Origin of the sequence: Phenylobacterium sp. (genome assembly GCF_036563385.1) — a bacterium.
Lineage (GTDB): Bacteria > Pseudomonadota > Alphaproteobacteria > Caulobacterales > Caulobacteraceae > Phenylobacterium.
This window is the reverse complement of the sequence record NZ_DATCML010000012.1, coordinates 64,941-87,890: the sequence shown is the minus strand read 5'-3', so window position 1 is coordinate 87,890 and position 22,950 is coordinate 64,941. Positions and strand designations below refer to the sequence as shown.

General features: G+C 71.0%; 26 protein-coding genes and 1 pseudogene. 14 read left to right on the top strand and 13 right to left on the bottom strand.

What is annotated here, in order from left to right; translation table 11 throughout:
• The first annotated feature begins 1 nt into the window (after position 1).
• From VIL67_RS11610 to VIL67_RS11585, 6 genes are all read left to right on the top strand, one after another.
• Positions 2 to 736 (top strand): dienelactone hydrolase family protein, encoded by a 735-nt coding sequence (locus VIL67_RS11610; protein ID WP_332049059.1) that lies wholly within the window; start codon positions 2 to 4, stop codon positions 734 to 736.
• 246 nt (positions 737 to 982) lie between these two features.
• The gene (locus VIL67_RS11605; RefSeq protein WP_332049058.1) at positions 983 to 1,192 is read left to right on the top strand and encodes a cold-shock protein; all 210 of its coding nucleotides are present in this window, start codon (positions 983 to 985) and stop codon (positions 1,190 to 1,192) included.
• A gap of 82 nt (positions 1,193 to 1,274) precedes the next feature.
• On the top strand, positions 1,275 to 1,496 hold the full coding sequence (locus tag VIL67_RS11600; protein WP_332049057.1) for a hypothetical protein: 222 nt from the start codon (positions 1,275 to 1,277) through the stop codon (positions 1,494 to 1,496).
• 32 nt (positions 1,497 to 1,528) lie between these two features.
• Positions 1,529 to 1,852, top strand: coding sequence for a DUF6481 family protein (locus tag VIL67_RS11595; protein ID WP_332049056.1), 324 nt, complete (start codon positions 1,529 to 1,531; stop codon positions 1,850 to 1,852).
• Positions 1,853 to 1,887: 35 nt separating this feature from the next.
• A complete protein-coding gene (gene infA / locus VIL67_RS11590) occupies positions 1,888 to 2,160 on the top strand; it encodes a translation initiation factor IF-1 (RefSeq protein ID WP_332049055.1) in 273 nt (90 codons plus the stop codon).
• Between the two features lie 57 nt (positions 2,161 to 2,217).
• Complete coding sequence (locus VIL67_RS11585) at positions 2,218 to 2,445, top strand: hypothetical protein (protein WP_332049054.1); 228 nt, start codon at positions 2,218 to 2,220, stop codon at positions 2,443 to 2,445.
• Between the two features lie 3 nt (positions 2,446 to 2,448).
• On the opposite strand, the gene VIL67_RS11580 is transcribed toward VIL67_RS11585, so the two are convergent.
• Positions 2,449 to 3,285, bottom strand: coding sequence for a phytanoyl-CoA dioxygenase family protein (locus VIL67_RS11580; RefSeq protein WP_332049053.1), 837 nt, complete (start codon positions 3,283 to 3,285; stop codon positions 2,449 to 2,451).
• 134 nt (positions 3,286 to 3,419) lie between these two features.
• Between VIL67_RS11580 and VIL67_RS11575 the strand changes: the two genes are divergently transcribed.
• Positions 3,420 to 4,298 carry a TauD/TfdA dioxygenase family protein gene (locus VIL67_RS11575; protein ID WP_332049052.1) on the top strand — a complete coding sequence of 293 codons (879 nt, stop codon included), beginning with the start codon at positions 3,420 to 3,422 and terminating at the stop codon, positions 4,296 to 4,298.
• On the opposite strand, the gene VIL67_RS11570 is transcribed toward VIL67_RS11575, so the two are convergent.
• Positions 4,295 to 5,482 carry a BaiN/RdsA family NAD(P)/FAD-dependent oxidoreductase gene (locus VIL67_RS11570; protein WP_332049051.1) on the bottom strand — a complete coding sequence of 396 codons (1,188 nt, stop codon included), beginning with the start codon at positions 5,480 to 5,482 and terminating at the stop codon, positions 4,295 to 4,297. The genes VIL67_RS11575 and VIL67_RS11570 overlap by 4 nt on opposite strands.
• The gene (locus VIL67_RS11565) at positions 5,479 to 6,774 is read right to left on the bottom strand and encodes a M20/M25/M40 family metallo-hydrolase (RefSeq protein ID WP_332049050.1); all 1,296 of its coding nucleotides are present in this window, start codon (positions 6,772 to 6,774) and stop codon (positions 5,479 to 5,481) included. The genes VIL67_RS11570 and VIL67_RS11565 overlap by 4 nt, the downstream gene beginning before the upstream one ends.
• A gap of 184 nt (positions 6,775 to 6,958) precedes the next feature.
• Between VIL67_RS11565 and VIL67_RS11560 the strand changes: the two genes are divergently transcribed.
• The 4 genes from VIL67_RS11560 (at position 6,959) to VIL67_RS11545 (ending at position 13,258) form a co-directional block, all read left to right on the top strand.
• Positions 6,959 to 8,809, top strand: a complete 1,851-nt coding sequence (locus VIL67_RS11560) for a DUF885 domain-containing protein (protein ID WP_332049049.1) — start codon at positions 6,959 to 6,961, stop codon at positions 8,807 to 8,809.
• 34 nt (positions 8,810 to 8,843) lie between these two features.
• On the top strand, positions 8,844 to 10,652 hold the full coding sequence (locus VIL67_RS11555; protein WP_332049048.1) for a DUF885 domain-containing protein: 1,809 nt from the start codon (positions 8,844 to 8,846) through the stop codon (positions 10,650 to 10,652).
• A gap of 8 nt (positions 10,653 to 10,660) precedes the next feature.
• The gene (locus tag VIL67_RS11550; protein ID WP_332049047.1) at positions 10,661 to 12,487 is read left to right on the top strand and encodes a DUF885 domain-containing protein; all 1,827 of its coding nucleotides are present in this window, start codon (positions 10,661 to 10,663) and stop codon (positions 12,485 to 12,487) included.
• Between the two features lie 135 nt (positions 12,488 to 12,622).
• Positions 12,623 to 13,258: a glutathione S-transferase family protein gene (locus tag VIL67_RS11545; protein ID WP_332049046.1), complete on the top strand. Its 636-nt coding sequence runs from the start codon at positions 12,623 to 12,625 to the stop codon at positions 13,256 to 13,258.
• Here the strand turns inward: VIL67_RS11545 and VIL67_RS11540 are convergent.
• The 3 genes from VIL67_RS11540 to VIL67_RS11530 all read right to left on the bottom strand — a co-directional run bounded on the left by VIL67_RS11540 (position 13,221) and on the right by VIL67_RS11530 (position 17,772).
• Positions 13,221 to 13,625, bottom strand: coding sequence for a VOC family protein (locus VIL67_RS11540; protein WP_332049045.1), 405 nt, complete (start codon positions 13,623 to 13,625; stop codon positions 13,221 to 13,223). The two genes, VIL67_RS11545 and VIL67_RS11540, sit on opposite strands and share 38 nt — an antisense overlap.
• Positions 13,626 to 13,823: 198 nt before the next feature.
• The gene (locus VIL67_RS11535; RefSeq protein ID WP_332049044.1) at positions 13,824 to 15,854 is read right to left on the bottom strand and encodes an elongation factor G; all 2,031 of its coding nucleotides are present in this window, start codon (positions 15,852 to 15,854) and stop codon (positions 13,824 to 13,826) included.
• A gap of 337 nt (positions 15,855 to 16,191) precedes the next feature.
• Complete coding sequence (locus VIL67_RS11530) at positions 16,192 to 17,772, bottom strand: EAL domain-containing protein (RefSeq protein WP_332049043.1); 1,581 nt, start codon at positions 17,770 to 17,772, stop codon at positions 16,192 to 16,194.
• Positions 17,773 to 17,895: 123 nt separating this feature from the next.
• On the opposite strand from VIL67_RS11530, the gene VIL67_RS11525 reads away from it, so the two are divergent.
• Complete coding sequence (locus VIL67_RS11525; protein ID WP_332049042.1) at positions 17,896 to 19,041, top strand: amidohydrolase family protein; 1,146 nt, start codon at positions 17,896 to 17,898, stop codon at positions 19,039 to 19,041.
• 97 nt (positions 19,042 to 19,138) lie between these two features.
• Here VIL67_RS11525 and VIL67_RS11520 read toward each other — a convergent pair whose 3' ends face one another.
• The 4 genes and pseudogenes from VIL67_RS11520 to VIL67_RS11505 all read right to left on the bottom strand — a co-directional run.
• Positions 19,139 to 19,426: a hypothetical protein gene (locus VIL67_RS11520; protein WP_332049041.1), complete on the bottom strand. Its 288-nt coding sequence runs from the start codon at positions 19,424 to 19,426 to the stop codon at positions 19,139 to 19,141.
• Positions 19,427 to 19,657: 231 nt separating this feature from the next.
• Entirely contained in the window at positions 19,658 to 20,248 is a 591-nt protein-coding gene (locus tag VIL67_RS11515; RefSeq protein ID WP_332049040.1) for a hypothetical protein, read from the bottom strand.
• A 143-nt stretch (positions 20,249 to 20,391) separates the two neighbouring features.
• Positions 20,392 to 20,589: a cold-shock protein gene (locus tag VIL67_RS11510; RefSeq protein WP_332049462.1), complete on the bottom strand. Its 198-nt coding sequence runs from the start codon at positions 20,587 to 20,589 to the stop codon at positions 20,392 to 20,394.
• Between the two features lie 192 nt (positions 20,590 to 20,781).
• A pseudogene (locus VIL67_RS11505) lies at positions 20,782 to 20,979 on the bottom strand (cold-shock protein); the annotation flags it as partial.
• Positions 20,980 to 21,165: 186 nt separating this feature from the next.
• Between VIL67_RS11505 and VIL67_RS11500 the strand changes: the two are divergent.
• A complete protein-coding gene (locus VIL67_RS11500) occupies positions 21,166 to 21,753 on the top strand; it encodes an LOG family protein (protein ID WP_332049039.1) in 588 nt (195 codons plus the stop codon).
• Here the strand turns inward: VIL67_RS11500 and VIL67_RS11495 are convergent.
• The 3 genes from VIL67_RS11495 to VIL67_RS11485 form a co-directional block, all read right to left on the bottom strand.
• Complete coding sequence (locus VIL67_RS11495; RefSeq protein WP_332049038.1) at positions 21,750 to 21,890, bottom strand: hypothetical protein; 141 nt, start codon at positions 21,888 to 21,890, stop codon at positions 21,750 to 21,752. The genes VIL67_RS11500 and VIL67_RS11495 overlap by 4 nt on opposite strands.
• Before the next feature lie 2 nt (positions 21,891 to 21,892).
• Positions 21,893 to 22,075, bottom strand: a complete 183-nt coding sequence (locus VIL67_RS11490) for a hypothetical protein (RefSeq protein ID WP_332049037.1) — start codon at positions 22,073 to 22,075, stop codon at positions 21,893 to 21,895.
• A 126-nt stretch (positions 22,076 to 22,201) separates the two neighbouring features.
• On the bottom strand, positions 22,202 to 22,447 hold the full coding sequence (locus VIL67_RS11485) for a hypothetical protein (RefSeq protein WP_332049036.1): 246 nt from the start codon (positions 22,445 to 22,447) through the stop codon (positions 22,202 to 22,204).
• A gap of 265 nt (positions 22,448 to 22,712) precedes the next feature.
• Between VIL67_RS11485 and VIL67_RS11480 the strand changes: the two genes are divergently transcribed.
• Entirely contained in the window at positions 22,713 to 22,931 is a 219-nt protein-coding gene (locus VIL67_RS11480; RefSeq protein WP_332049035.1) for a hypothetical protein, read from the top strand.
• Positions 22,932 to 22,950 lie beyond the last annotated feature (19 nt).

Sequence of the window (22,950 nt, the reverse complement as noted above, 5' to 3'; positions counted from 1 at the left end):
CATGATCGAGCAGACCCTCGACCTCCCCACCCGGGACGGCGCCGCCACCACCTTCATCGTCCACCCGGAGCGCGAGGGGCCGTACCCGGTGGTCCTGTTCTTCATGGACGCCCCGGCGATCCGCGAGGAGCTGCGCGACATGGCCCGGCGGATCGCCGCCGTCGGCTACTACGTGATGCTGCCCAACCTCTACTACCGGCGCGGCGTGCTGGAGCTGGCCGACCTGCCGCCGCTGCCCGAGGCCGAGGCCAGGGCGCGCATGTTCGACCTGATGGGCTCGTTGACCATCGCCGGGGTGATGGAGGACGCTGACGCCCTGATGGACTTCGCCGACCGCGACGCGGCGGCCAGCCCGGGCCGAATGGCGACCCTGGGCTACTGCATGAGCGGCCAGTACGCGGTGAACTACGCCGCCCGCAACCCGCGGGTGGCGGCCGCGGCCTCCATCTATGGCGTGCGCCTGGTCACCGACCAGGACGACAGCCCCCACCTGGCCGCTCAGCGATCGAAGGCCGAGTTCTACTTCGCCTGCGCCGAGACGGACGCCTACGCCCCGCCGGAGATGGTGGAGGCCCTGGACGCCGCCCTGAAGGACTCCGACACGCGCGCGGAGGTGGAGCTCTATCCGGGCACACACCACGGCTTCGCCTTCCCGCAGCGCGCGGTCTACGACAAGGCCGCCGCCGAGCGGCACTGGGAGCGGCTGTTCAGCCTGTGGCGGCGGACACTGAGCTAGGCTGCGGCGAGAGACGAAGCATCTGGAAAGGTGAATGAAAACAGGCGTCCGCAACTATCTCGCGAGATAAACCTTGAAAATCGCCCGATTTGGCCTATCTTGTTTTAATCAAATCTCGAACCGGCTCGCTGCCGATCTGGTCTCCACCTTGGTGGCTGTGTCCAGAAACGCCTTACGACCCTACCCGAAAATTTGATCTCACCACCCACAGTGGGTGCGAGAACTCGTGTCCGGAAAGGGACGACAATGCAAAACGGCACCGTGAAGTGGTTCAACGCCACCAAGGGCTTCGGCTTCATCCAGCCTGACGACGGCGGCAACGATGTGTTCGTGCACATCTCGGCCGTGGAACGCGCGGGCCTCGGCGGCCTGCACGAGGGCCAGAAGCTCGGCTTCGAGCTGCAGCGTGACCAGCGCAGCGGCAAGATGTCGGCTGGCAACCTCCAGGCGGCCTAAGCGACGTTCGGAGGCGGCCCCCAGGGCCGCCTCCGAGACTTCGCTACGGGGGCGATCCCGCCCCAGCGCCTCCGGAGGAACCATGTCGACCCAGAAATCCGACGCCCGCGCCGTCGAGTACCGCGTCCGCGCCGATGCGGCCACGGCCGCCGCCGGCGCCTGCCAGCTCGATCGCATGCGCGAACAGCACGAAGCGGCCGCCGCGGTGTGGACGCAACTGGCTGAAGCCGAGGAGCGCCGCGCCCGCGAGCGCTTGGTCTTCCACGGGGCCGCCGTCACCACCGTGCCGGGCGGCGCCGCATGAGGAACGCCCTGAAGGACGGTTTCAACGACCGCATGCAGGCGCAGGCGGACGCCCGCAAGGCGCTGCTGGACAAGTTCAAGCCGCGGCCTACCGTCACCGATCCCCGGATCGGCGAGCGGGCCGCGGACCGCGCCGCCGAACTGAGCCGCGTCCGCGAGGAGCGGACCGAGGCCAGGCTGGCCCGCAAACAGGCCGCCGCCGACGCGATCGCTGCGGCCGCGGAGGCCGTGCTCGCCGCGGAAGCCAATGCGCTTGATCTTAAGCGAGGCGAGCGCAAGGAACGAAAAGCGTTGACCAAGGCTGAAGCCAAGGCCAAGCGCGATGCCCGCTATGCCGCCCGTAAGGCGCGGAAGTAGCAGCGTCTAGGAACAACGAACGAAAGGACGCCCCTTTGGCGAAAGAAGAGCTGGTCGAGTTCGACGGCCTCATCACCGAACTGCTGCCGGAGGGCCGTTTCCGCGTGCGCCTCGAGAACGACCACGAAATCCTGGCCTACACGGCCGGCAAGATGAAGAAGAACCGCATCCGCTCGATGGTCGGCGACCGCGTGACGGTCGAGATGACGCCCTACGACATGGATCGCGGACGGATCACCTTCCGGCACAAGCCCGAAGGCGCACGGGTCGGCGGCGGCCCGCCGCGGCCGCAATACCGCCGGCGCTGAGCGCCGGCGTTCCGCCTGGCTGCGGGTCCTCCGGGCCCGCCTGAGGAGCTGCGCCGCATGGACGATCTCACCGACGCCGAAGTCGGCGCGCTCCGCAACCTCGCTCACAAGCGGGACGGGGTTGTGGCTCCCTTCATCAATATCGCCGACGCCCGTCGCCTGACCGACCTCGGCCTCGCCCGGCGCAGCCGGCAGGGCTGGGACATCACGGCCGCCGGCGCGGCCGTGCTGGCCAGGCTCGGCCCCGGTCCCGCGGCAGCCGGCGGCGACGTGGTGCCTTTCTGAGGCTCAGGCCGGCGGCCGCTGCGCCACCACCGGCGGCGCCCAGCCCGGCTCCAGGGCCTTGGCTGGATGCGATCCGGTCACCTGGCCCATGAACGGCGGCCATATGTCGTAGCCCAGCAGCTGCTGCAGCCGGGGAGACATGGCGGCGGCCTGCTCGCGCGGGATCCCCAGGTAGAAATTCTCCTGCGTGCGCGCCCACGGCTCGCAATACTGGTTGGTGAAGGCGAGTCTCGGCCTTGGGCTGCGGTTCGCGCCGCCGCGGTGGAGCAGGGTGCCCGCGAACACCACCGCCGCGCCGGACGGCATCACCATGGGGACCATCATGGCCTGGAGCGCCTCGGGGTCGTTCGGCCGCCCGGGCGCGCCGGGGTCGCCCCAGAGGTGGCTGCCCGGGATGATCTCCGTCCCGCCGTTCTCCGCCGTGAAATCGTCCACCGCCACGATGACCGTGTAGCTGATCGCCGGCCGCGGCCGCGGCTGGCGGTAGAAGCCATCGTCCTGGTGTAGGTCCTGCGCCGTCTCGCCCGGATAGATGCAGATCGCCTGGCTGGCGGTCAGCAGGAACCCCGGCTGCAGGAAGCGCGAGAGCAGCGCCATCAGGCGCGGATCCTCGGTGACCTCCTCGAACACCTTGTCGCGCGCCACCAGGGTGTAGACCCGCTCCGTCCTGAACCCCTCGAAGTCGTTCCGCCCATGGTGCGCGCCGAGGTAGGGCGCGAGCCCGTCCCGAACGCGGGCCACCGTGGCCGCGTCCAGGAAATCCTCGATGACGGTATAGCCCTGCTCGCGGACGCGCGCGGCGTGCGCGTCCGCGTCGAAGCGGTGGGTGGCGACGTCCATGGCGCAGGTCCTCCCGCCAAAACGCTACCACCGGAGCCGCCCTGCGGTTAGCCCTCCTGCAAGGCTCGTGAGGGGCGCTCGCTTGCCTCCCCCGCCCGCCGGGCGGAAGGTGCGGCGCCTGAACGGAGCCTCCGATGTCACAGTCCCTGAAGATCCGCCGCGTGGCCGGCGCGCTCGGCGCCGAGATTTCCGGCGTCGACCTGTCGCGGGACCTACCCGACGAGACCGTCACGGCGATCCGCAAGGCGCTCGTGGAGCACCAGGTGGTCTTCTTCCGCGACCAGGATCTCACGCCGGCCCAGCAGGTCGCCTTCGGCCGCCGCTTCGGGCCGCTGAACATCCACCCGTTCGTTCAAGGCATGGCCGATCAGCCCGAGGTGATGGAGATCATCAAGGAGCCGCAGGACAAGGTGAACTTCGGCGGCGGCTGGCACTCGGACATGAGCTTCCTGGAGACGCCGGCGATCGGCTCGATCCTCTACGCCGTCGAGGTGCCGGAGTTCGGCGGCGACACCCTGTTCGCCAGCCAGGCTGCGGCCTACGATGCCCTCTCGCCGGGCCTGAAGGCGACGCTGGAGACGCTCTCCGCCGTTCACTCGGCGAGCCGCGAATATTCCGCCCAGGGCCACTCGGCCCAGAAGCGGGCGGGCATGCAGGTGGCGGAGGCCGACGGCTACGTGGGCGAGTACGTCCACCCGGTGGTGCTCACCCACCCGGAGAGCGGCCGCAAGGCGCTCTACGTGAACCCGGCCTTCACCCTGCGCATCGACGGATGGAAGACCAGCGAGAGCAAGGCGCTGCTCGACTACCTCTTCAACCACTGCCGGTACGAAGGCTTCACCTGCCGCTTCAGCTGGCGCGAGGGCTCGGTGGCCTTCTGGGACAACCGCTCTGTCTGGCACTTCGCCCTGAACGACTACCCCGGCCAGCGCCGCCACATGCGCCGGGTCACCGTGGATCCCTGGCCGGCCATGGCCGAGCAGGCGAGGGAAGCAGAGCTGGCCGCCGGCTAGCGGCTCAGGAACGCCTTCACCCCCTCCGCCGCCGCGACGCCGGTGGCGAAGCTGGCCTGCAGGAGATAGCCGCCCGTGGGGGCTTCCCAGTCCAGCATCTCGCCGGCGGCGAACACGCCCGGGCGGGCCTTCAGCATGAGCCGCTCGTCCACGGCCTCGAGGCGCAGGCCGCCTGCGCTCGAGATGGCGCGGGCGAGGCCCTCGACCCCGGTGACCGGCAGCGGGCAGGCCTTGATCAACCGGGCCAGCGGGCCGGGCTCGGCGGGCAGGTCCTTGCCGGCCGCCTCGCGCAACAGGTTGACCTCCACGGGCGACAGGCTGAGCGCCTTGCGCAGGTGGTTGGCCAGGCTCTCGCCCTTCCGCGGTCGGGCGAGGCGGTCGGTGAGGCGCTGGATCGTCTGGTCCGGGCGCAGGTCGATCTGCAGCGTCGCCGGCGCCGCGTCGCGCAGCGCCGCCGAGATGGCGTAGACCGCCCCGCCTTCCAGGCCATAGCGGGTGACCACCGCGTCGCCGCGGCTGGCGTGCCCGCCCACGCGAAGCGCCACGTTCTTCAGCGGCTGGCCTTCGAAGCGGTCGCGGAACACCGCGCTCCAGGCGATGTCCGCGCCGACGTTGGCCGGGCGGAAGGGGGCGACGTCTTCGATCCAGGCCGCCCAGGCGCCGTCCGAGCCGAGCCTCGGCCAGCTGGCGCCGCCCAAGGCCAGGACCACCGCGTCGGCGCGTACCGCCGTCCCGCCCTCGGGCGTCTCGAGACGCAGCGCGCCGTCGGTGTCCCAGCCGCGCCACTCGTGCCGCAGGCGCACCTCCACCCCAAGACTCGCCAGCCGCTGCAGCCAGGCGCGCAGCAGGGGCGAGGCTTTCAGCGACTTCGGGAACACCCGGCCGGACGAGCCCACGAAGGTCGGCTGGCCCAGGCCCTCGGCCCAGGCGACCAGGGCGGCGGGCGGAAAAGCCGCGATGATCGGCCGAAGGCGGTCCACAGCGGCCCCGTCGTAGCGGCCGAGGAAGCTCTCCAGGTCCTCCGAGTGGGTCAGGTTCAGCCCGCCGCGCCCGGCCATCAGGAACTTGCGGGCGAGGGAGGGCATGCGGTCGAAGACCGTCACCGCGAGGCCAGCCCCGGCCAGAACCTCGGCGGCCATCAGCCCCGCCGGGCCGCCGCCGACGACGGCGACGCTCGGCGTCACACCCCGGCCATGGCCAGGACGGCGGCGAGGCCGACGGCCTGACCACGGACCGAGGCGGTCTTCTCCACGTCGATCCACTCGTCGGGCGCGTGTGCGCGGCCGCCCGAGCCGCCGGAGCCGATGGTCACCGCCGGGATGCCCAGGCTGATCGGGATGTTGCTGTCCGTGGAGCTGGCGCCGAGGACCGGCGTGTAGCCGGCGGCCTGCACCGCGGCCTTGGTCGCGCGAACGATCTCGGCGTCCTCGCGGGTGGCGCCCGTCGGCCGGTCCCCGATCAGCTTAACGTCGGCGCTGATCTCGCCGAACCGGGTGTTGCGCGCCTTGTTCTCGGCGGCGACGGCGTCCTTGACGATCTGCTGGAACCGGGCGTCCACCTTGGCCAGCTCGTCCTTTGACTCCGACCGCATGTCCACCTCAAGCCAGATCGACTCCGGGATCGAGTTCACCGAGGTGCCGCCGCCCACAACGCTCGTCGCATAGGTGGTCTTCGGCTGGGTGGGCGTGACGATCTTGTTCATCTCGACGACCGCGGTCCCCATGGCCGCCATGGGGTTCACCGTGCCGAACGCGCCGTAGCTGTGGCCGCCCGGACCCTTGAAGGTGACACGGTAGCGCCGGGAGCCCACCGCCCCGAAGGTCACCCGCTCGGGGGAGGTCCCGTCCATGGAGAAGAAGGCTGCGATGCGGTCCTTGTACTTGCCCTTGGTGAAGATGTGGCGCACCCCGCGCAGGTCGCCGGGCCCCTCCTCGCCGACATTGCCGACAAAGAGGATGTCCGACTTCGTGCGGATCTTCGCCGCGTCCAAGGCGCGGATGTAGGCCAGCAGCACGGCAAGGGAATGGGTGTCGTCGCCGACGCCGGGCGCGTGCAGCTTGGTCCCCTCGCGGCGGACCTTCACGTTGGTGCCTTCCGGGAACACCGTGTCCAGGTGGGCCGCCAGCACCACGACCTTGCCGCCGGCGGGCCCTGTCCCGCGGCGCAGGCCCATGACGTTGCCCTCCGCGTCCATCTCCACGTCTGACAGCCCATGCGCCTTCAGCATCTCCATGTAGGCGCGGGCGCGGGCCTCCTCCTTGAAGGGCGGCGCCGGGATCTCGGTCAGCTTGATGGTGTCCTCGACGGTCCGCGCATGGTCCTGGTCGAGCTTGGCCACGGCCGCCTTGAACGGGGCGCTGGCGACCAGCCGCTGCACCCTCTGCTCTGGTCCAGCGCCGCGCTCCTGGGCCTGTGCGGCGCCGGTGAGGGTGAGGGCGAGGGCGGCGGCGAGGGCGTAACGCGGCGCGGTGAACATCGGTCTGGAATCCTTGCGCGAATGCGGCCGCATATGAGCCGATCTCGCCGCGGGGGACCAGCACGCGGGGGCCGATCCTTGCGCATTACCGGAAATTAACAAGGCCGACCTTGCCGGCGCCTTGCCGCCGGGCGCCTGCGACCCTTAAGCCTTCGGGTCACAGATGTAACACCGGGGGACGCTCATGCTGAGCCGCCGCAATCTCCTGCTGTCCGCCGGCGCAGGCCTCGCGCTCACGGGCTGCGCGACGGCGGAGCCGCCGCCGGCCCCGCCCGTAGCCGCCGCCCCGCCGCCGCCCGCGCCGCCCAGCGCCGAGCAGCAGCTGGCGAGCTTCCTGGACGACCTGTTCGAAGAGGCGCTGAAGGAGAGGCCTGAGCTCGTCACCTCGCTGGGCCTCGACAAGGGCGAGCGCGCCGCCGCCAAGTCCCAGCTGCACGACGCCTCCCTGGAGGCCGTCGACCGGCGTCGCCGCCGCAACGCCGAGATGCTGGTCCGCCTGAAGACCATCGACCGCTCGCAGCTCAGCGGCATGTCCGCCGTCAACTACGACAGCATGCTCTACGGCATGGAGGTGGACGCCGAGGCCAACGCCCGCTTCCGGTTCGGCGGGGAGGGGGCGGGCTCCCCCTATGTGCTGTCGCAGATCGGCGGCGCTTGGTCGGACGTGCCCGACTTCCTCTCGGCCCAGCACACCGTCGAGACGCGCGAGGACGCCGAGGCCTATGTCGCCCGCATGGAAGCCTTCGCCCGGGTGCTGAACCAGGAGGTGGAGCGGGTGCGCCATGACGCAGGCCTGGGCGTCATCCCGCCGGACTACGCCATCAAGGGCGCCATCGCCCAGATGAAGGTGCTGCGCGCCCCCGCCGACAAGGCCGCCCTGATCCGCAACCTCACCGACCGCACCACCGCCAAGGGCATCCCCGGCGACTGGCGGGGCGAAGCGGGCCGCGTCTACGAAGCCGTCGTGGTCCCGGCCATCGACCGGCAGATCGCTCTCCTGGAGAGCCTGCTGCCGCGCGCCACCCACGACGCGGGCGTCTGGAAGCTGCCAGATGGCGAGGCCTACTATGCGCTCGCCCTGCGCGGCCAGACCACCTCCAACATGACCCCGCAGGAGGTCCACCAGCTGGGCCTGGAGGTGACCCGCGAGCTGCACGCCCGGGCCGACGTCCTGTTCCGCAAGATCGGCTACACCAAGGGCGGGGTCGGCCGCCGCTACGACCAGCTCTACAAGTCCAGGAAGGGCGTCTATCCGAACACCGACGCCGGCAAGGCGCAGCTGATCGCCGAGCTGAACAAGCTGGTGGCGAAGATGGAGGCGCGGCTGCCCGAGCAGTTCGCCACCCTGCACAAGGCCAAGCTCGAGATCCGGCGCATCCCCAAGGAGACCGAGCAGGGCGCCTCGACCCACTACAGCGAGGGCAGTCTCGATGGCTCGCGCCCGGGCATCTACTGGATCAACCTGCGGGATACGGCGGAAGCCCCCTATTGGTTCATGCCCACGACCACCATCCACGAGGGCGTGCCGGGCCACCACATGCAGCTCTCGATCCAGCGCGAGGCAGACCTGCCCATGATCCGGCGGGTGATGACCTACGGCGCCTACGTCGAGGGCTGGGCGCTCTACACCGAGCAGGTGGCCCAGGAGATGGGCTTCTACGAGGGCGATACGCTGGGGGAGCTGGGCTACATCCACGACGCCCTTCTGCGCTCCGGGCGCCTCGTCACCGACACCGGCATCCACCACCTGCGCTGGAGCCGCGAGAAGGCGATCGCCACCCTTTCGGAAATCGACGGGGACCCGCCCTCGCTTTCGGCCCAGGAGATCGAGCGTTACTCGGTCTGGCCGGGCCAGGCGTGCAGCTACATGGTCGGCAAGGTGACCCTCCTGCGCCTGCGGGAGAAGGCCAAGGCCGCGCTCGGGACGCGGTACGACCCCCGCGCCTTCCACGACGCGGTGCTGCTGTCCGGCTCCATGCCGCTGACCGTGCTGGAAGCCCGCATCGACCAGTACATCGCCGCCGCCCGCGCCTGACGCCGCACCCCTTTTCAGATTGGAGGGCCTGAAGATGACGGCCATCGACCGCCGCGCATTCCTGACGACCACCGCCGCCGCCGCCCTGTCGGGGCCTGCGCTCGCCCAGGCCTCCGGCGAGGACCAGAAGCTGCGCGTCCTGCTCGACGCCATCTACGAGGAGAACCTCGCGGCCTCGCCCGAGGCGGTGACGCGGCTAGGCCTCGACAAGGGCGCCCGCGCGGCCGCCAAGTCCAAGCTCGACGGATCGTCGGCCGCCGACATCGCCGAGGACCGGGCGCGCAACGCCGCCCAGCTGAAGCGGCTCGAGGCCATCGACGGCGCCAAGCTGTCGCCCCGCAGCCGCTCGGACTGGGAGACGGTGCTCTTCACCGCCCGCACCAACGCCGAGGGGACCCGGTTCGGCTACGGCGACGCCTTCGGCCAGGAGCCCTACGTCGTCTCCCAGCTGAACGGCGCCTATCGGGACAAGCCTGACTTCCTGGGCACGCAGCACACCATCGAGACCCGCGCCGACGCCGACGCCTACCTGTCGCGCCTGGAAGCCTACGCCCAGGTGATGGACCAGGAGACTGAGCGCGCGCGCGCCGACGCCGGCCGGGGCGTCGTCCCGCCGGACTTCATCATCGCCAAGGCGCTGACCCAGATGCGGGCGCTGAAGGTCGACCCGGCGACCTCGCCGCTTGTCCGCTCCGTGGCCGACCGAGCGAAGGAGAAGGGCCTCGCGGGCGAGTGGGAGGCGCGGGCCGCCGGCATCTACAGCGGCAAGGTGGTCCCCGCGCTGGATCGGCAGATCGCCCTGTTCGAAGGCCTGCAGCCGAAAGCGACGCACGAGGCGGGCTGCTGGCGCCTGCCGGAAGGCGAGGCCTTCTACCGGCACGCGCTCAAGAACATGACCACGACGACGCTCAGCGCGGACGAGGTCCACCAGCTCGGGCTGGAAACGGCGAAGTCGCTGTCGGCGCGCGCCGACACTATCCTGAAGGCCCAGGGCTACTCAAAGGGGACCGTGGGCGAGCGGATCGCCGCGCTCTTCAAGGAGCCGAAGTACCTCTACCCCAACACCGACGAGGCCAAGGAGCGGCTGATCGCCGACCTCAACAAGTACGTCGACGCCATCCGTCCGCGGCTGCCGGAGGCCTTTGGCCAGCTCCCCAAGGCGCCGGTGGAGATCCGCCGGGTGCCCAAGTTCATCGAGGCCGGCGCCCCAGGCGGCTACTACAATCGCCCCGCCCTCGATGGCTCGCGGCCCGGCATCTACTGGATCAATCTGCGCGACAGCGCCGAGAACCCCACCTGGACGCTGAAGACGCTGACCTACCACGAGAGCATTCCGGGCCATCACCTGCAGCGCACTCTGCAGCAGGAGGGCGACGCGCCCATGCTGCGCCGGACCGCCGGCTTCCCGGCGTTCGCGGAGGGCTGGGCGCTCTATTCCGAGCAGCTGGCGCTGGAGATGGGCATGTACGAGGGCGACCCGCTGGGCGAGCTCGGCATGCTTCAGGCCGCGTTGTTCCGCGCCGCGCGCCTTGTGGTCGACACCGGCCTCCACGCCAAGCGCTGGAGCCGCGAGAAGGCCATCGAGACCATGGTCGCCATCGACGGCAGCCCGGTCTCCTCCGCCACCACCGAGATCGAGCGCTACTGCGTCCGCCCGGCTCAGGCCTGCAGCTACATGGTGGGCAAGCTCACCTGGCTGCGCCTGCGCGAGAAGGCCAAGGCCGCGCTCGGCCCGCGCTTCGACCTGCGCAAGTTCCACGACGCCGTCCTCCTCGGGGGCGCTATGCCGCTCACGGTTCTCGAGGGCGTCGTCGACCGTCACATCGCCGCTTCCAAGGCTTGAGAGCACCCATGACCCGCATCGACCGCCGCAGCTTCCTCGCCACCTCCGCCGCCGGCGCCCTCGCGGCCGCCACGCCGGCCCTCGCCCAAGCGGGCGGCGAGGACGCCAGGCTCCGCGCCCAGCTCGACCGCATGTTCGAGACCCTGGTGGACGACAGCCCCGAGTTCGCCACCCAGCTCGGCCTCGACAAGGGCGCGCGCGCCCACCTGAAGTCCAAGCTCGACGACGACAGCCTGGCCGCCAAGGCCCGGCGGCTGGAGCGCTCGCGCAAGTGGCTGGCCGAGCTGAAGGCCATCGATCGCGCCAAGCTGTCGGCCGGGTCCAAGGTCGACCTGGACGTGGTCACCTACCAGCAGGAGCGGGCGGTGGCGGCGGGCGAGCGTTGGAAGTTCGGCAACGTGGGCGGCAACTTCCAGCCCTACGTCATCAGCCAGCGTGGCGGCGCCTACGCCAACGTCCCCGACTTCATGGACAGCCAGCACAAGGTGGAGACCGCCGCCGACGCCGAGGCCTGGCTGTCGCGCCTGTCGCAGTTCGCCAAGGCCCTGGACGTTGACCTGGAGCGCCAGCGGATCGACGTGGCCCAGGGGGTGGTCCCGCCGGACTTCGTCTGCGACCTGGCCATCGGCCAGATGAAGGCGCTGCGCGACCAGCCGGCGGCGCGCACCATCATGGTCACCTCGCTCGCCAAGAAGGCGCAGGCGGCCAAGCTCTCCGGCGATTGGGCGGGCCGCGCCGAGAAGATCGTGGCCGCCGAGGTGTTCCCGGCGCTGGACCGGCAGATGGCCGGCATGCAGGCCGTGCGCGCGAGGGCGAAGCCCGACACCGGCGTCTGGGCCCTTCCGGACGGCGACGCCTACTACGCCGACTGCGTGAAGGCCTCCACCACCACCAACTACACGCCCGAGGAGGTCCACCAGATGGGCCGCCAGCAGGTGGCCGAGATCTCCGCCCGGCTGGACGGCATCCTGAAGAGCCAGGGCCTGACGCAGGGCTCGATCAGCCAGCGCCTCGTCGCCCTGAACAACGATCCCAAGCAGGTCTATCCGGCCACCGACGAGGGCCGCGCCCGCATGCTGGCCGACCTGAACAAGGACGTGGCCGACCTCTACGCCCTGCTCCCCCGCGCCTTCGCCACCCTGCCCAAGTCGAAGGTCGAGGTGCGCCGGGTGCCGGTGTTCATCCAGGACGGCGCCGCCAACGGCTACTACCAGTCCGCCTCGCTGGACGGCTCGCGCCCGGCGGCCTTCTACATCAACCTGAAGGAGACCTCGGACTGGCCGCGCTATAACCTGAAGACCCTGGCCGTCCACGAGACCGTGCCGGGCCACCACCTGCAGATCGCGCTGGCCCAGGAGAGCACCCGCATCCCGATCCTGCGGCGGACCGGCTTCGGCTTCTCGGCCTTCTCCGAGGGCTGGGCGCTCTATTCCGAACAGCTGGCCGACGAGATGGGCGCCTACGAAGGCGATCCGCTGGGGCAGGCCGGCTACCTGCAGTCCCTGCTGTTCCGCGCCGCGCGGCTGGTCACCGACACGGGCATCCACGCCAAGCGGTGGACCCGCGCGCAGGCCACCCAGTACATGGTCGACACCATCGGCAACACGCCGAGCCGCGCCCAGCGCGAGGTGGAGCGCTACTTCTCCAGCCCGGGCCAGGCCAACTCGTACAAGGTCGGCCACACCGTCTGGGCCAGGCTGCGCGAGGAGGCCAAGGCGAAGCTTGGGCGCAGGTTCGACCTCAAGGCCTACCACGACCACGTCCTGCTCTCCGGCGCCATGCCGCTGACGGTCCTGGAGCGGCACGTGAGCGAGTGGGTGGCGCAGCAGGCCTGATCAAGATCCGCTCACCCCGGCGAAAGCCGGGGTGAGCGGAAGCATGAGGCCGATCACACGCTGCTGACATTGGGCTGTCAGCAGCCCGGGTTTAAATGACCGTCGGTTGGCGAAACCGCAGCTCAGGAGATCCCCATGTCCGACCTCGTGTTCTACACCAACCCCATGTCCCGCGGCCGGATCATCCGCTGGATGCTCGAGGAAGTCGGCCAGCCCTACGAGACCGTGCTGGTGGACTGGGCCAACAAGGACCCCGCCTTCCTGGCCGTGAATCCCATGGGCAAGGTGCCCACCATCAAGCACGGCGACACCGTGGTGACCGAGGCGGGCGCCATCTGCGCCTACCTCGCCGACGCCTTCCCGGACGCCGGCCTCGCCCCCCCGCCGGGCAGCCGCGACCGCGGGCCCTACTACCGCTGGCTGTTCTTCGCCGCGGGCCCCATCGAGCAGGCGGTGGGCGCCAAGGCGCTCGGCCTTGAGCCGCAGGGCGACCAGGAGGCCTTCCTCGGCTTCGGCAACATGGACCGGGTGCTGAACACCCTCGAGGCCTATCTGCAGGACCATGAGTTCATCGCGGGCGGCCGCTTCACCGCCGCCGACCTCTACGTGGCCTCGCACCTGGCCTGGGGGATGCAGTTCGGCACGATCGAGAAGCGCCCGGCGTTCGAGGCCTACGCAGCCCGCCACACCGCTCGCCCCGCCGCGGTGCGCGCGGCCGAGATCGACGACGGCCTCATCGCCGCGCGGCAGCAGCCCGAGCCGGCTGAATGAGGTCCCACTTCGTGCCGTAGAGGTCCTCGAAGACCGCGACGGTCCCGTAGGGCTCCCGTCGCGGCGCCTCCAGGAACCGCACGCCGGCCGCGGCCATGCGGGCATGGTCGCGGTCGAAGTCGTCGGTCTCCAGGAACAGGAAGACGCGGCCGCCCGCCTGGTCGCCCACGGCTCGCGCCTGCTCGCCGCTCGCCCGCGCCAGCAGCAGGCCCGCCTCCGACCCCGCCGGGCGCACCACCACCCAGCGCTTGCCGCCGCCCATGTGGGTGTCTTCGACGAGCTCGAAGCCGAGCTTGCCCACATAGAAGCCGATCGCCTCGTCATAGTCGCGGACGAGCAGGGCGGTGAGGGCCAGGCGCTGGGGCATGGGGCATCCTACCTCCCCGGTGAGCGGCAGCGAACGGGGGAGGGGGACCATCGGCCGAGGCGCAGCCGAAGAGCCGATGGTGGAGGGGGCGAGCCGCACGCGGCGCGGCCGCTCGCCCCCTCCACCCCTCGCTCTTCGGTCAGCTGGCGCTGACCTCGGCAAGCGGTCCCCCTCCCCCGCCTCGCAGGGGAGGCAGGCTCAGGCCGGCTCGGCCCTTTGCGCGCCGCGGCTGGCCTCTTCCGCCAGTCGTCCGGTCAGCTCGCTCATGTGGTCGAAGTCGGCTTCAAAGGCGCCCAGGCCCTGCGTCAGGCCGCGGAGCTCGGCGATGAGGTGCTGGCGCTCGCTCTGCGGCAGGTAGGCCTCGATGCGCTCCCAGCCCCGCCAGTCCTCGCGCGGCGCAAGGCCCAGGATCTGGCCGCGCCGGGCCGTGAGGGCCGAGGTCACGTTCGAGGCGCTGGGCGAGGGCGAGTAGACCGTCAGCTTCTCGATCGGCTCCAGCAGCACTGAGCCGCAGGCCTTCAGCGCCTCCTCGATGGCCACCCGCCCGACGGTGCGGAACGCCATTTCCGAGGAGTCGACGCTGTGGGTCTGGCCGTCCGTCAAGGTCACCTCCAGGTCTGTCACGGGGAAGCCCAGCGGCCCCCGCGCCAGCCCGTCGCGCACCCCCTGCTCGACCGCGGGCACCCACTGCTTGGGCACCGCCCCGCCGACGATCTTCGACGCGAACTGGAAGCCTGAGCCCCGCGGCAGGGGTCGGACCTCGATGGTCACGTCGGCGAACTGGCCATGGCCGCCGGACTGCTTCTTGTGGCGCGCCCGGTGCGTCACGCCCCGCTGGATGGTCTCGCGGTAGGCGGTCTTCGGATCGGCGGTGTCGATCTCCACGCCGAAGCGCCGCTTCAGCCGCTCCAGGGCCAGGCGCAGATGGCCCTCGCCCTGGCCGGCGAGCAGCACCTGGCGAGCCTCCGCGTCGTGGGTCAGCGACAGGCCGGGGTCCTCCTCGATCAGCTTGGAGAGCGCTCCAGACAGCCGCACGTCGTCCTTGCGGTTCTTGGCCGCCAGCGCCACGGCGAACAGCGGCCGCCTAGGCCGCACGGCCTGCTTCAGGAGCTGAGGCTCTCCCGTGAGCGACAGGATCTGACCCGCCGCCGCCTGCTCCACCTTGCCCACCGCCACCACATCGCCCACCGCCGCCTGGGGTGTCTTCTTCAGGTTGGCGCCCTGCACGGCGAACAGACCTGCCGCCCGGCAGCGCTCCCCGCCCGGCAGCACCAGCTCGGCCCCGTCGTCCAGCTTCTGGCCGAAGACGCGGGCGTAGGCCAGCTTGCCGGACTGGCCGGCATAGGCCGCCTTCAGGACATAGGCGCCCTTTTCCACGCCCAGGCGCTCGGCCGCGCGGTCCGGGAGCGGCGCCTCGTGGCGGAGCGCCTTCAGCAGCCGCTGCACGCCGAAGCCGTTGGACGCGGAGCCGAAGAAGACCGGCACGATCAGCCCGTCCTGCATCTCGCGCACCAGGTCGGCGAAGACGGCGTCCCGGCTGGGCGTCACGTCCGAGAGCAGCTGCTCCAGCAGCTCGTCGTCGAAGTCGGCGATCTGCTCCAGCATGTGGAAGCGCGCCTCGGCCTCGGCGTCCTTCAGATCCTCGGGGATCTCCACCTGCGCCGGCTCGCCGGGGCGGTAGACGAAGGCCCGCTCCAGGGCCAGGTCGATGAAGCCGGTGACGTGCTCGCCCTCCCAGGTGGGGATCTGGCGGGCGACCAGCGGCGCGGCGCTCACCGGCGCCAGCGCGTCCAGCAGCTCCTGCAGGGAGCCACGAGCCTGGTCCATCTTGTTGATGAACAGGGCGTGCGGCACGCCCAGCCGCTCCAGCTCGCGCAGCGTCGGCTGCAGCAGCTGGGCCTTGGCCGGATCGGGCTCGGCCACCACGATGGCCAGGTCGGCCGCCGGCAGGGCGGCGTCGACGTCGCCGCAGAATTCCAGCGACCCCGGGCAGTCGATGATCGCGAAGCGGTCGCCCATGAACTCGAAGCCGGCGAGGTTCAGCTCCACCGAATGGCCGCGGGCCCGCGCCTCGGGACTGGAGTCGCCGACCATCTCGCCGCCGCCGCCGGCCCGGGCGTGCGTCGCGCCGGTGGCCAGCAGCAGGGCCTCCATCAGGGTCGTTTTGCCCGCGCTCGTGGGGCCGACGAGCGCGAGCGCCCGAACCGACCCCTGGGTCTGGATTGGCATGGTCTGGTCCTCCCATCACCTCAGGCGCCGAGGGACGGGACGCCTCCACGGCGCGGCTATGGCGGTCTGGGACCAGGGACAGGCTGGCCTTCGCCGCCTCCTGGAAAAAACGCTACGCCCGAGAACGTCGCTAGCCTAGCGCTCCGCGCTTCACGGCCGGGTGATCGCTGCGGCTGAAGGACCACGGAATACACGGACCACACGGAATGGCGGGCAGGATGACCCGACGTGCTCGGATGCCCGCCGAAGGCGGGCGATCAGCCCACGGTGCAGAGTACTGCGAGCCTTCTGTGTATTCCGTGTCTTCCGTGGTTCCCCACCCGACCCGGCGCAGAGCTCAGGCGGCGGCCTTGCCGGGGGCCCAGTCGAGGTCGTCGGAGGCGGCGCCGTACAGCCAGCCCTGGGCGTAGTCGACGCCCGCCTCGCGCACCGCGGTCTCGGCGGCCTCGGTCTCCACCATCTCGGCGATGGTGCGGATCTTCAGCTCCTGGCACATGGACACCAGGTGCTTGACGAAGGTCGCCTCGCGGCCGCCGCGCTGCAGGTCGCGGATGTAGCGCCCGTCGATCTTCAGCACGTCTAGCTTCAGCTGCTGCAGGTAGGCCAGCGACGCCGCGCCGGCGCCGAAGTCGTCGAGGCAGATTTCGCAGCCCTCGTTGCGCAGCGCCGTCAGGTGGCGGTCCGCCAGCTTGAGGTCCTCGAGCGCCGCGCTCTCGGTGAGTTCGAACAGCACCCGGCCGCGGGCCTTGGGGAAGGCGTGCAGGGCGCGCGTGGCGCTCTCGATGAAGTCGCTGCTGGCGATGGTGCGCCCCGAGACGTTGACCGCCAGCCTGAGACCCGGGCGCTTCGACAGCACCTCCAGCGCGCGTTCCAGGATGGCCAGATCGAGGGCCTCGATCAGGTCCATCTCCTCGGCCATGCGGATCAGCGGGAAGGGGCTGCCCTGGTCGCCGAAGCGCACCAGCGCCTCGTAGTGGTGCAGGCCGCCGGTCTGCAGCGAGACCACCGGCTGGTAGACGAGGTGGAAGTCCTTGTTGCGGATCGCCGCGCCCAGCGCGCCGACCTCGTCCAGGGTCTTCTCCATGGAGCGGCTGAGCGCGTCGCCGAGGTCGGCGGGAAGCGCCCCGCCCGGGCCTTCCTTCAGGAAGGTGTCGAGGCAGTAGCGCAGCGCGCGGACCGCCTGGCGGTCGCCATCGCCGCTCAGCGGCACGGCCTCCGCCTTGGGGGTGATCGGCTTGGGCGAGCCGGCGTTGACCAGCTTGGTCACGCGCCGCACGAGGGCGCTCATCGCCTCGCCGCGCGAGCGGACCAGGGCGAAGCGCTCGTCGCCGAGCGCCGTGGCCGCGGCCCCGCCGTAGGCCTCGGCGCGCAGGGCGCCGGAAAGGGTGCGGTCCAGGGCCTCGCGCGCGGCGGGCGAGGCGCCTTTCCGGGCGGCTTCCAGCCCCTCCATGTCCAGCATGGCCAGTTCGAGGTCGGCGCCCGAGGCCTTCGCGGCGCGGAGCAGCTCCACCGCCGCGGCCTCGAAGGCGTCGCGGTCCTGCAGCCCGCCGGCCTTGGGGGCCGCGTCCGGCGCGGCGCGGGAGAGCGCGCAAGAGACCGCGCCGCCGTTGCCAGGCAGGCGGAAGGCGCAGATCGAGACTGCTCGCTGCGGCCTGTCCTTGGCCTTGGTCAGGCAGGCCACCACCGGGCCGGCCCGCGAGCCGTCTTCCAGCCCCTCGAACAGGGCGTCGACCATCGGCAGGTCGTCGGGATGGATGAAGTCGTCCCAGGCGCGGCCCTTCAGGTCGCCCTCGGCGGCCCCCGACACCACCTCGCTCGCGCCCATGGCGAAGGCGATGCGCTTGTCGGCGCCCACCTCCACCAGGAGGTCGGCGTTCGCGAAGGCGAAACCGAGCAGCCGCGGGACGGGGATGGACACTTTCGGCGCGGACTCCGGACGCAGATAGGCGTCGAGCCTAGCCGGCGCGGATTAACCCGCGGTTGCCGATCATCGTTATCCGGATCATGCTCCCGACGGCAAAAACATACGGGAGGTTCGAAGATGCCCTACGCCCAGGGACGTGTGATCCACGATGCCGACAGCCACATCATGGAGAGCCTGGACTGGCTTCCGTCCTATGCGGAGCCTTCGATCCGCGACCGCCTGATCAGCATGCGGCTGGAGGCGGGCGGCTCGGGCGCGGCCAAGGCCATCGAAAAGGCGCTGGCCCGGCAGAGGGACGCCGCCGCGACAGCCGAGATCGCCAGCAACGTGGTGGAAGGACCCAAGGGCTGGGCCGCCTTCGGCGCCATGGATCCCGGCGAGCGCGTACGCGCCCTCGACGACCTGGGCTTCTCCCGCCAGCTGGTGTTCACCACCTTCGCCGGTTCCCAGTTCATGCCCTCGCCCGAACTCGAGGTGAAGTATGGCGGCGCGCGCGCCCTGAACCGCGGCATCGCCGAATGGTGCGCCCGCGACGCCCGGTTGATCGCCGTGGGCGTGGTTCCGCTGGACGACCCGGCCCGGGCGGAGGCCGAGATCGACTTCGCGCTGAAGGCCGGCTGCGGCGCCATCTGGATACCGGCGGCGCCCGCTGGCGAGGTCTCCCCGGGCCACCCGGACCTCGACCGCGTCTGGGCCAGGCTCGCCGAGGCGGGCGCGCCCTTCATGCTGCACGTGGGGGCCACCGCCCCGGTGCTGCCGCCCGCCTATCACAAGAACGGCCACCCCCGGCCGAAGGACTGGCTGGGCGGCGGCGAGAACCTGCGGGCCAAGGACTTCTTCGCCCTGTCCTTCGCGCCCCAGAACTTCCTCGCGGCCCTGGCCCTGGACGGGGTCTTCGAGCGCTTCCCAAGGCTGCGCGGCGGGGTCATCGAGCTGGGCGCGGGCTGGGTCCCCGACATGCTCCGCCGGCTCGATCAGGCCTGGAAGGGCTGGCGCAAGACCGACCCGGTGATCGGCGGCCTCTCCATGCCGCCGTCGGAGTTCATCCGTCGGGCCGTGCGCTTCACCCCGTTCGCCACCGAGGACGCCGGCACGATCATCCGCGAAGGCGGCAAGGAGCTGTTCCTGTTCTCCTCGGACTTCCCGCACCCGGAGGGCACCCGCAATCCCATCGAACGGTTCGAGGCCACCTTCGGGGGCTTCGACGAGGAGACCAGGGACCGGTTCTACCGGCGCAACTTCGAGGACCTGTTCGCCGCCTGAGCCGTGGCGGTAAAGACGAGGGGCGCCGGTCGGGCGGGGAGCTTGGCCGGCGCCCCTCGAGCCTCCCCGTGGTTGCGGAACGGGGAGGGATCCTGTGTCAGGCGCTCAGCGGCTGGGGCTCGGCCTCGCGGCCCAGCCGCCGGCGGTGCTTTAGCTTGCGCTTGCGCTCGGTGAGCACGGTGAACAGCCGTTCCCGCTGGTGCTCGGCGGCGGCCAGGATGCGGGTGTTCTGGATGTCCAGGTCGCGGGCCGCCTCATTGGCCAGCCGCTCCATCTCGTTCGGGGCCACCGACCACAGAAGGTCGATGAGATCCGACACCAGCAGCTCCAGGGTCGCCACCCGGGCGACCAGGTCGCGTCGGCTGGCGGCAATGTCGTCGCTCATCTCACGCCTCTGCCCACTCGGTTCCTTAGCAGGCTACCGGCTCACATCTTAAGGTTTAGCTATCGCAACTGCGGGTGTGGTTTACGCGCGGTGAACAGGTGTCCCCTCACGCCGCTCATCCCGGCGAAAGCCGGGACCGAAGCGGACTCTCGGTCAAACCGGCATTGCGGAGGTCTTCACCTGCTTGGATCCCGGCTTTCGCCAGGGACGAGCGGAAGAATGGCGTGGAGATCAGTTCGGGGCCGCAGTTCCGGCCGTCGCAGCCGCAACGGGATCGGCCGGGGCGGGCGCCGCCTCCGTCGCGCTCACCTCGGTCGCCACAGGTCCGCCCGCCGCCGGCGCGGCCTCCGCCTGCCTCGCCTCGGCCTTGTCCTTCTTCTTGCCCCCGCCGAACACCTTCTTCACGACCCCGACCGTGCCCTTGCCGAGGGTGTTGCCGACCATGCTGCCGGCGATGCTCCCCAGCGGGCCGCCGGCGCTGCCCACCGTGCTGCCGACAAGACCACCGACCGTGCCGCCCGCGGCCTTGGCGACGTCCGGCTTCTTCTTCTTCTCGGCGGTCTGCGCAGCCGGCGGGGGCGGCGCAGGGTCGCCCGGCTGTGGGCCGGGCGGCGGCTCCGCCGGCGGGACAGGCGCAGCCGTAGGGGGCGCAGCCTCGGGCGGCGCGTCCTCAGGTTCAGCCAGGGGCAGGGGGGCCGCCTCGGAGGGCGGAGACGCGGGCGTGGCGGGGGCTGGGACGGGGGCCGTCACCGGCGTCTGGGCCGCCACAGCGGCGGGCAGCGCCACGGCGCCGGCCAGCATCACGATCAGCGTCTTGCGCACCGGAGGTCCTCCAAAGCGATCTCGCCCCTCGTGTCGGGGCCGAACGCCTTGGGGGACGCCGGGTTCAGCTCAGCTTGCCGAGCCGCAACGTGACAGGCCCGCGTTCGCCGCGGGCCTGTCGACGTCGTCGACGCGTCGGGGCCTCAGCCCGTGACGCGCAGGTTCGTCGCCGAGGTCTTGCCCGAGCGGCGGTCCTGTTCGAGGTCGTAGGAGACCGTCTGGCCTTCGTTCAGGCCGCGCAGACCGGCCTGTTCGACCGCCGAGATGTGGACGAACACGTCCTGGCCGCCGTCGTTGGGCTGGATGAAGCCGAAACCCTTGGTCGGGTTGAACCACTTCACCGTGCCGTCGCCCGAACCGGAGACCTGGCCCGCCGGACGACCGCCGCCGCCGCCGAAGCCGCCGCCGCCGCCGCCGCGCGGACGGTCGAAACCGCCGCCGCCGCCGCCGCCGAAGCCGCCGCCGCGCGGACGGTCAAAGCCGCCGCCGCCGCCGCCGCCGCGGGAAACCGGGGCGCCCTGGCCGGTGACGACCAGTTGGCCCGCCGAGAGCTTGCCCGAACGGCGATCCTGCTCCAGTTCGTACTGGACCTGATCGCCTTCGTTCAGGCCGCGGAGACCCGCCTGCTCGACTGCCGAGATGTGGACGAAGACGTCGGAGCCGCCATCGTCAGGTTGAATAAATCCGAAGCCCTTAGCGGTGTTGAACCACTTGACCGTGCCGCTCGCCATTCGCGTGACCTAACCGAGATAGAAGTCTTCCGCCGCCCAACCGGCGACGTCCGGCCGCCGCTTGTGACGAGCCGTACTCGCTATGTAACGGTGGAAAACGCCCGCGGATAGCCGCTCCGTGACAGAAGCGGACAATCGGCTTATCAGCGTCCCCCCTCCGCAAAGCCCCTCCAGCAGGCTCTTATCGTGCAAAGCATTTGTATCTATTGCGGTTCGGCCGCCGGGACCGACCCCGCCTTTCTCGACGAAGCCGTGCGCGCCGGAACGCTGATCGCGCAGCAGGGGCTGACGCTGGTCTATGGCGGCGGGCGAGTGGGGCTGATGGGCGCCGTGGCCGACGCCGCCCTGGCCGCCGGCGGCAAGGTGGTGGGCGTCATGCCCGCTGATCTGGTGAGCCAGGAGATCGGCCACACCGGGCTGACCGAGCTGCACGTGGTCAATTCCATGCACGAGCGGAAGTGGAAGATGGCCGAGCTCGCCGACGGCTTCCTCTGCCTGCCGGGCGGTCCCGGCACCTTCGAGGAGATCTTCGAGCAGTGGACCTGGGCCCTGCTCGGCTTCCACGCCAAGCCCTGCGGCTTCGTCAATGTGAACGGCTATTACGAGCCGATGCGCGCGCTCGTGCAGAACATGGCCGACCACGGCTTCACCACCCAGACCTACGCCGACATGCTGGTCTACGCGGACGACACGGCCCAGGCGCTGGACGCCTTCCGCGCCTATGTCCCGCCGCCGCCCAAATGGAACCGGGCCCCGGTGGAGCAGCGCTACTAGAGGCCGGGGTCGCCGGGGGGAGGCAGGGCGACGGCCGCCGCGGCCTCTAAGCGCCGGTCCTGCCAACGCTGGAAGATCGTCCAGCCGACGAAGATCGCCAGCGGGCCGGTGAGCAGGACGAGAGGCAGCACGTCCAAGGCTACTGCCCTCCGCCGAGCGGATTGGGCGCCCGGGCCTGGACCCGTCCGTGCAGGCGCTCGCGCTCCTGCCGCAGGCGATCGTTCTCGGCGGTGATGTCCGCGACGTCGGCCGTCAGCTGCTGCACGCGCAGCTTGAGATAGGCGTTCTCGCGCTCCAGTTCGTCGGGGCTGCGCTGGGCCATCACATCCACCAGACCATCGCCATGACGGCCGCCACGAGGGCTGCGCCGGCCCACAGCGGGACGTTGCGCGGCGAGAAGAAGGGGGTCTTTTGCGGGTCGGTCATAGGTGCGGCCTCCGGCCGGGGTTCAGGACCTGGAGGTCACGTCCTGATGGTTGATCTGCTGGTCTCCGGGGGCGACGAGCACCCGCGCGCGGCCGCCCGCCGCCTCGAAGGAGCGGGCCGCCGAGCAGGCGCTGCGGACCGCTGGCGCCCGGCTCAGGTAGTCGCCATGGAAGACGTGGTCACGGGTCACCTCCCACACGCCCGCGCGCTCGCGGACGTGGAAGGTGCAGCTCCGGTGCTCGTCGCGCAGGAGCAGGGTCGGTCTCATTGGCCGGCCAGGGCGCGGCGGAGGAAGAAAACTGCCGGAAGCGCCAGCGCGGCGACCACGCAGAGCGCGGAGCCGGCGAAAAGGAGCGACATTGCTGTCTCGATGGGGCGCCGCGTCGGTTCTGCTCGACCGCTTGGCTGGCGGCGCACGCCCGACGGCGCACGAGCATCATATGGGGGCGCGCCGGCGATAGCCAGCGCTGCCGGCGCGTGCGGCGGATCGCCGGGTCTGCGCGTTAGGCTGTCGGAGCACGAGGAGCCCCCGCATGAAGCTCTCTGACGAGGATCGCGACCGCCTGGCCCTGCACTCGGCCTTCGCCGTCCACCAGATCGCCCGCTGGGTCGCCACCCAGCCGGACGTCGCCCCCGAGATCCGCGAGCGCCTTCGCGCCCACATCTCGGCGATCGAGGGCGTCCTGGTCACCACCGGCCACGACTGGATCAAGGACGAGATCGAGGCGACCGAAAGAGCGCTGGCGGGCTAGGGACCTCCCGTCCGCTTGG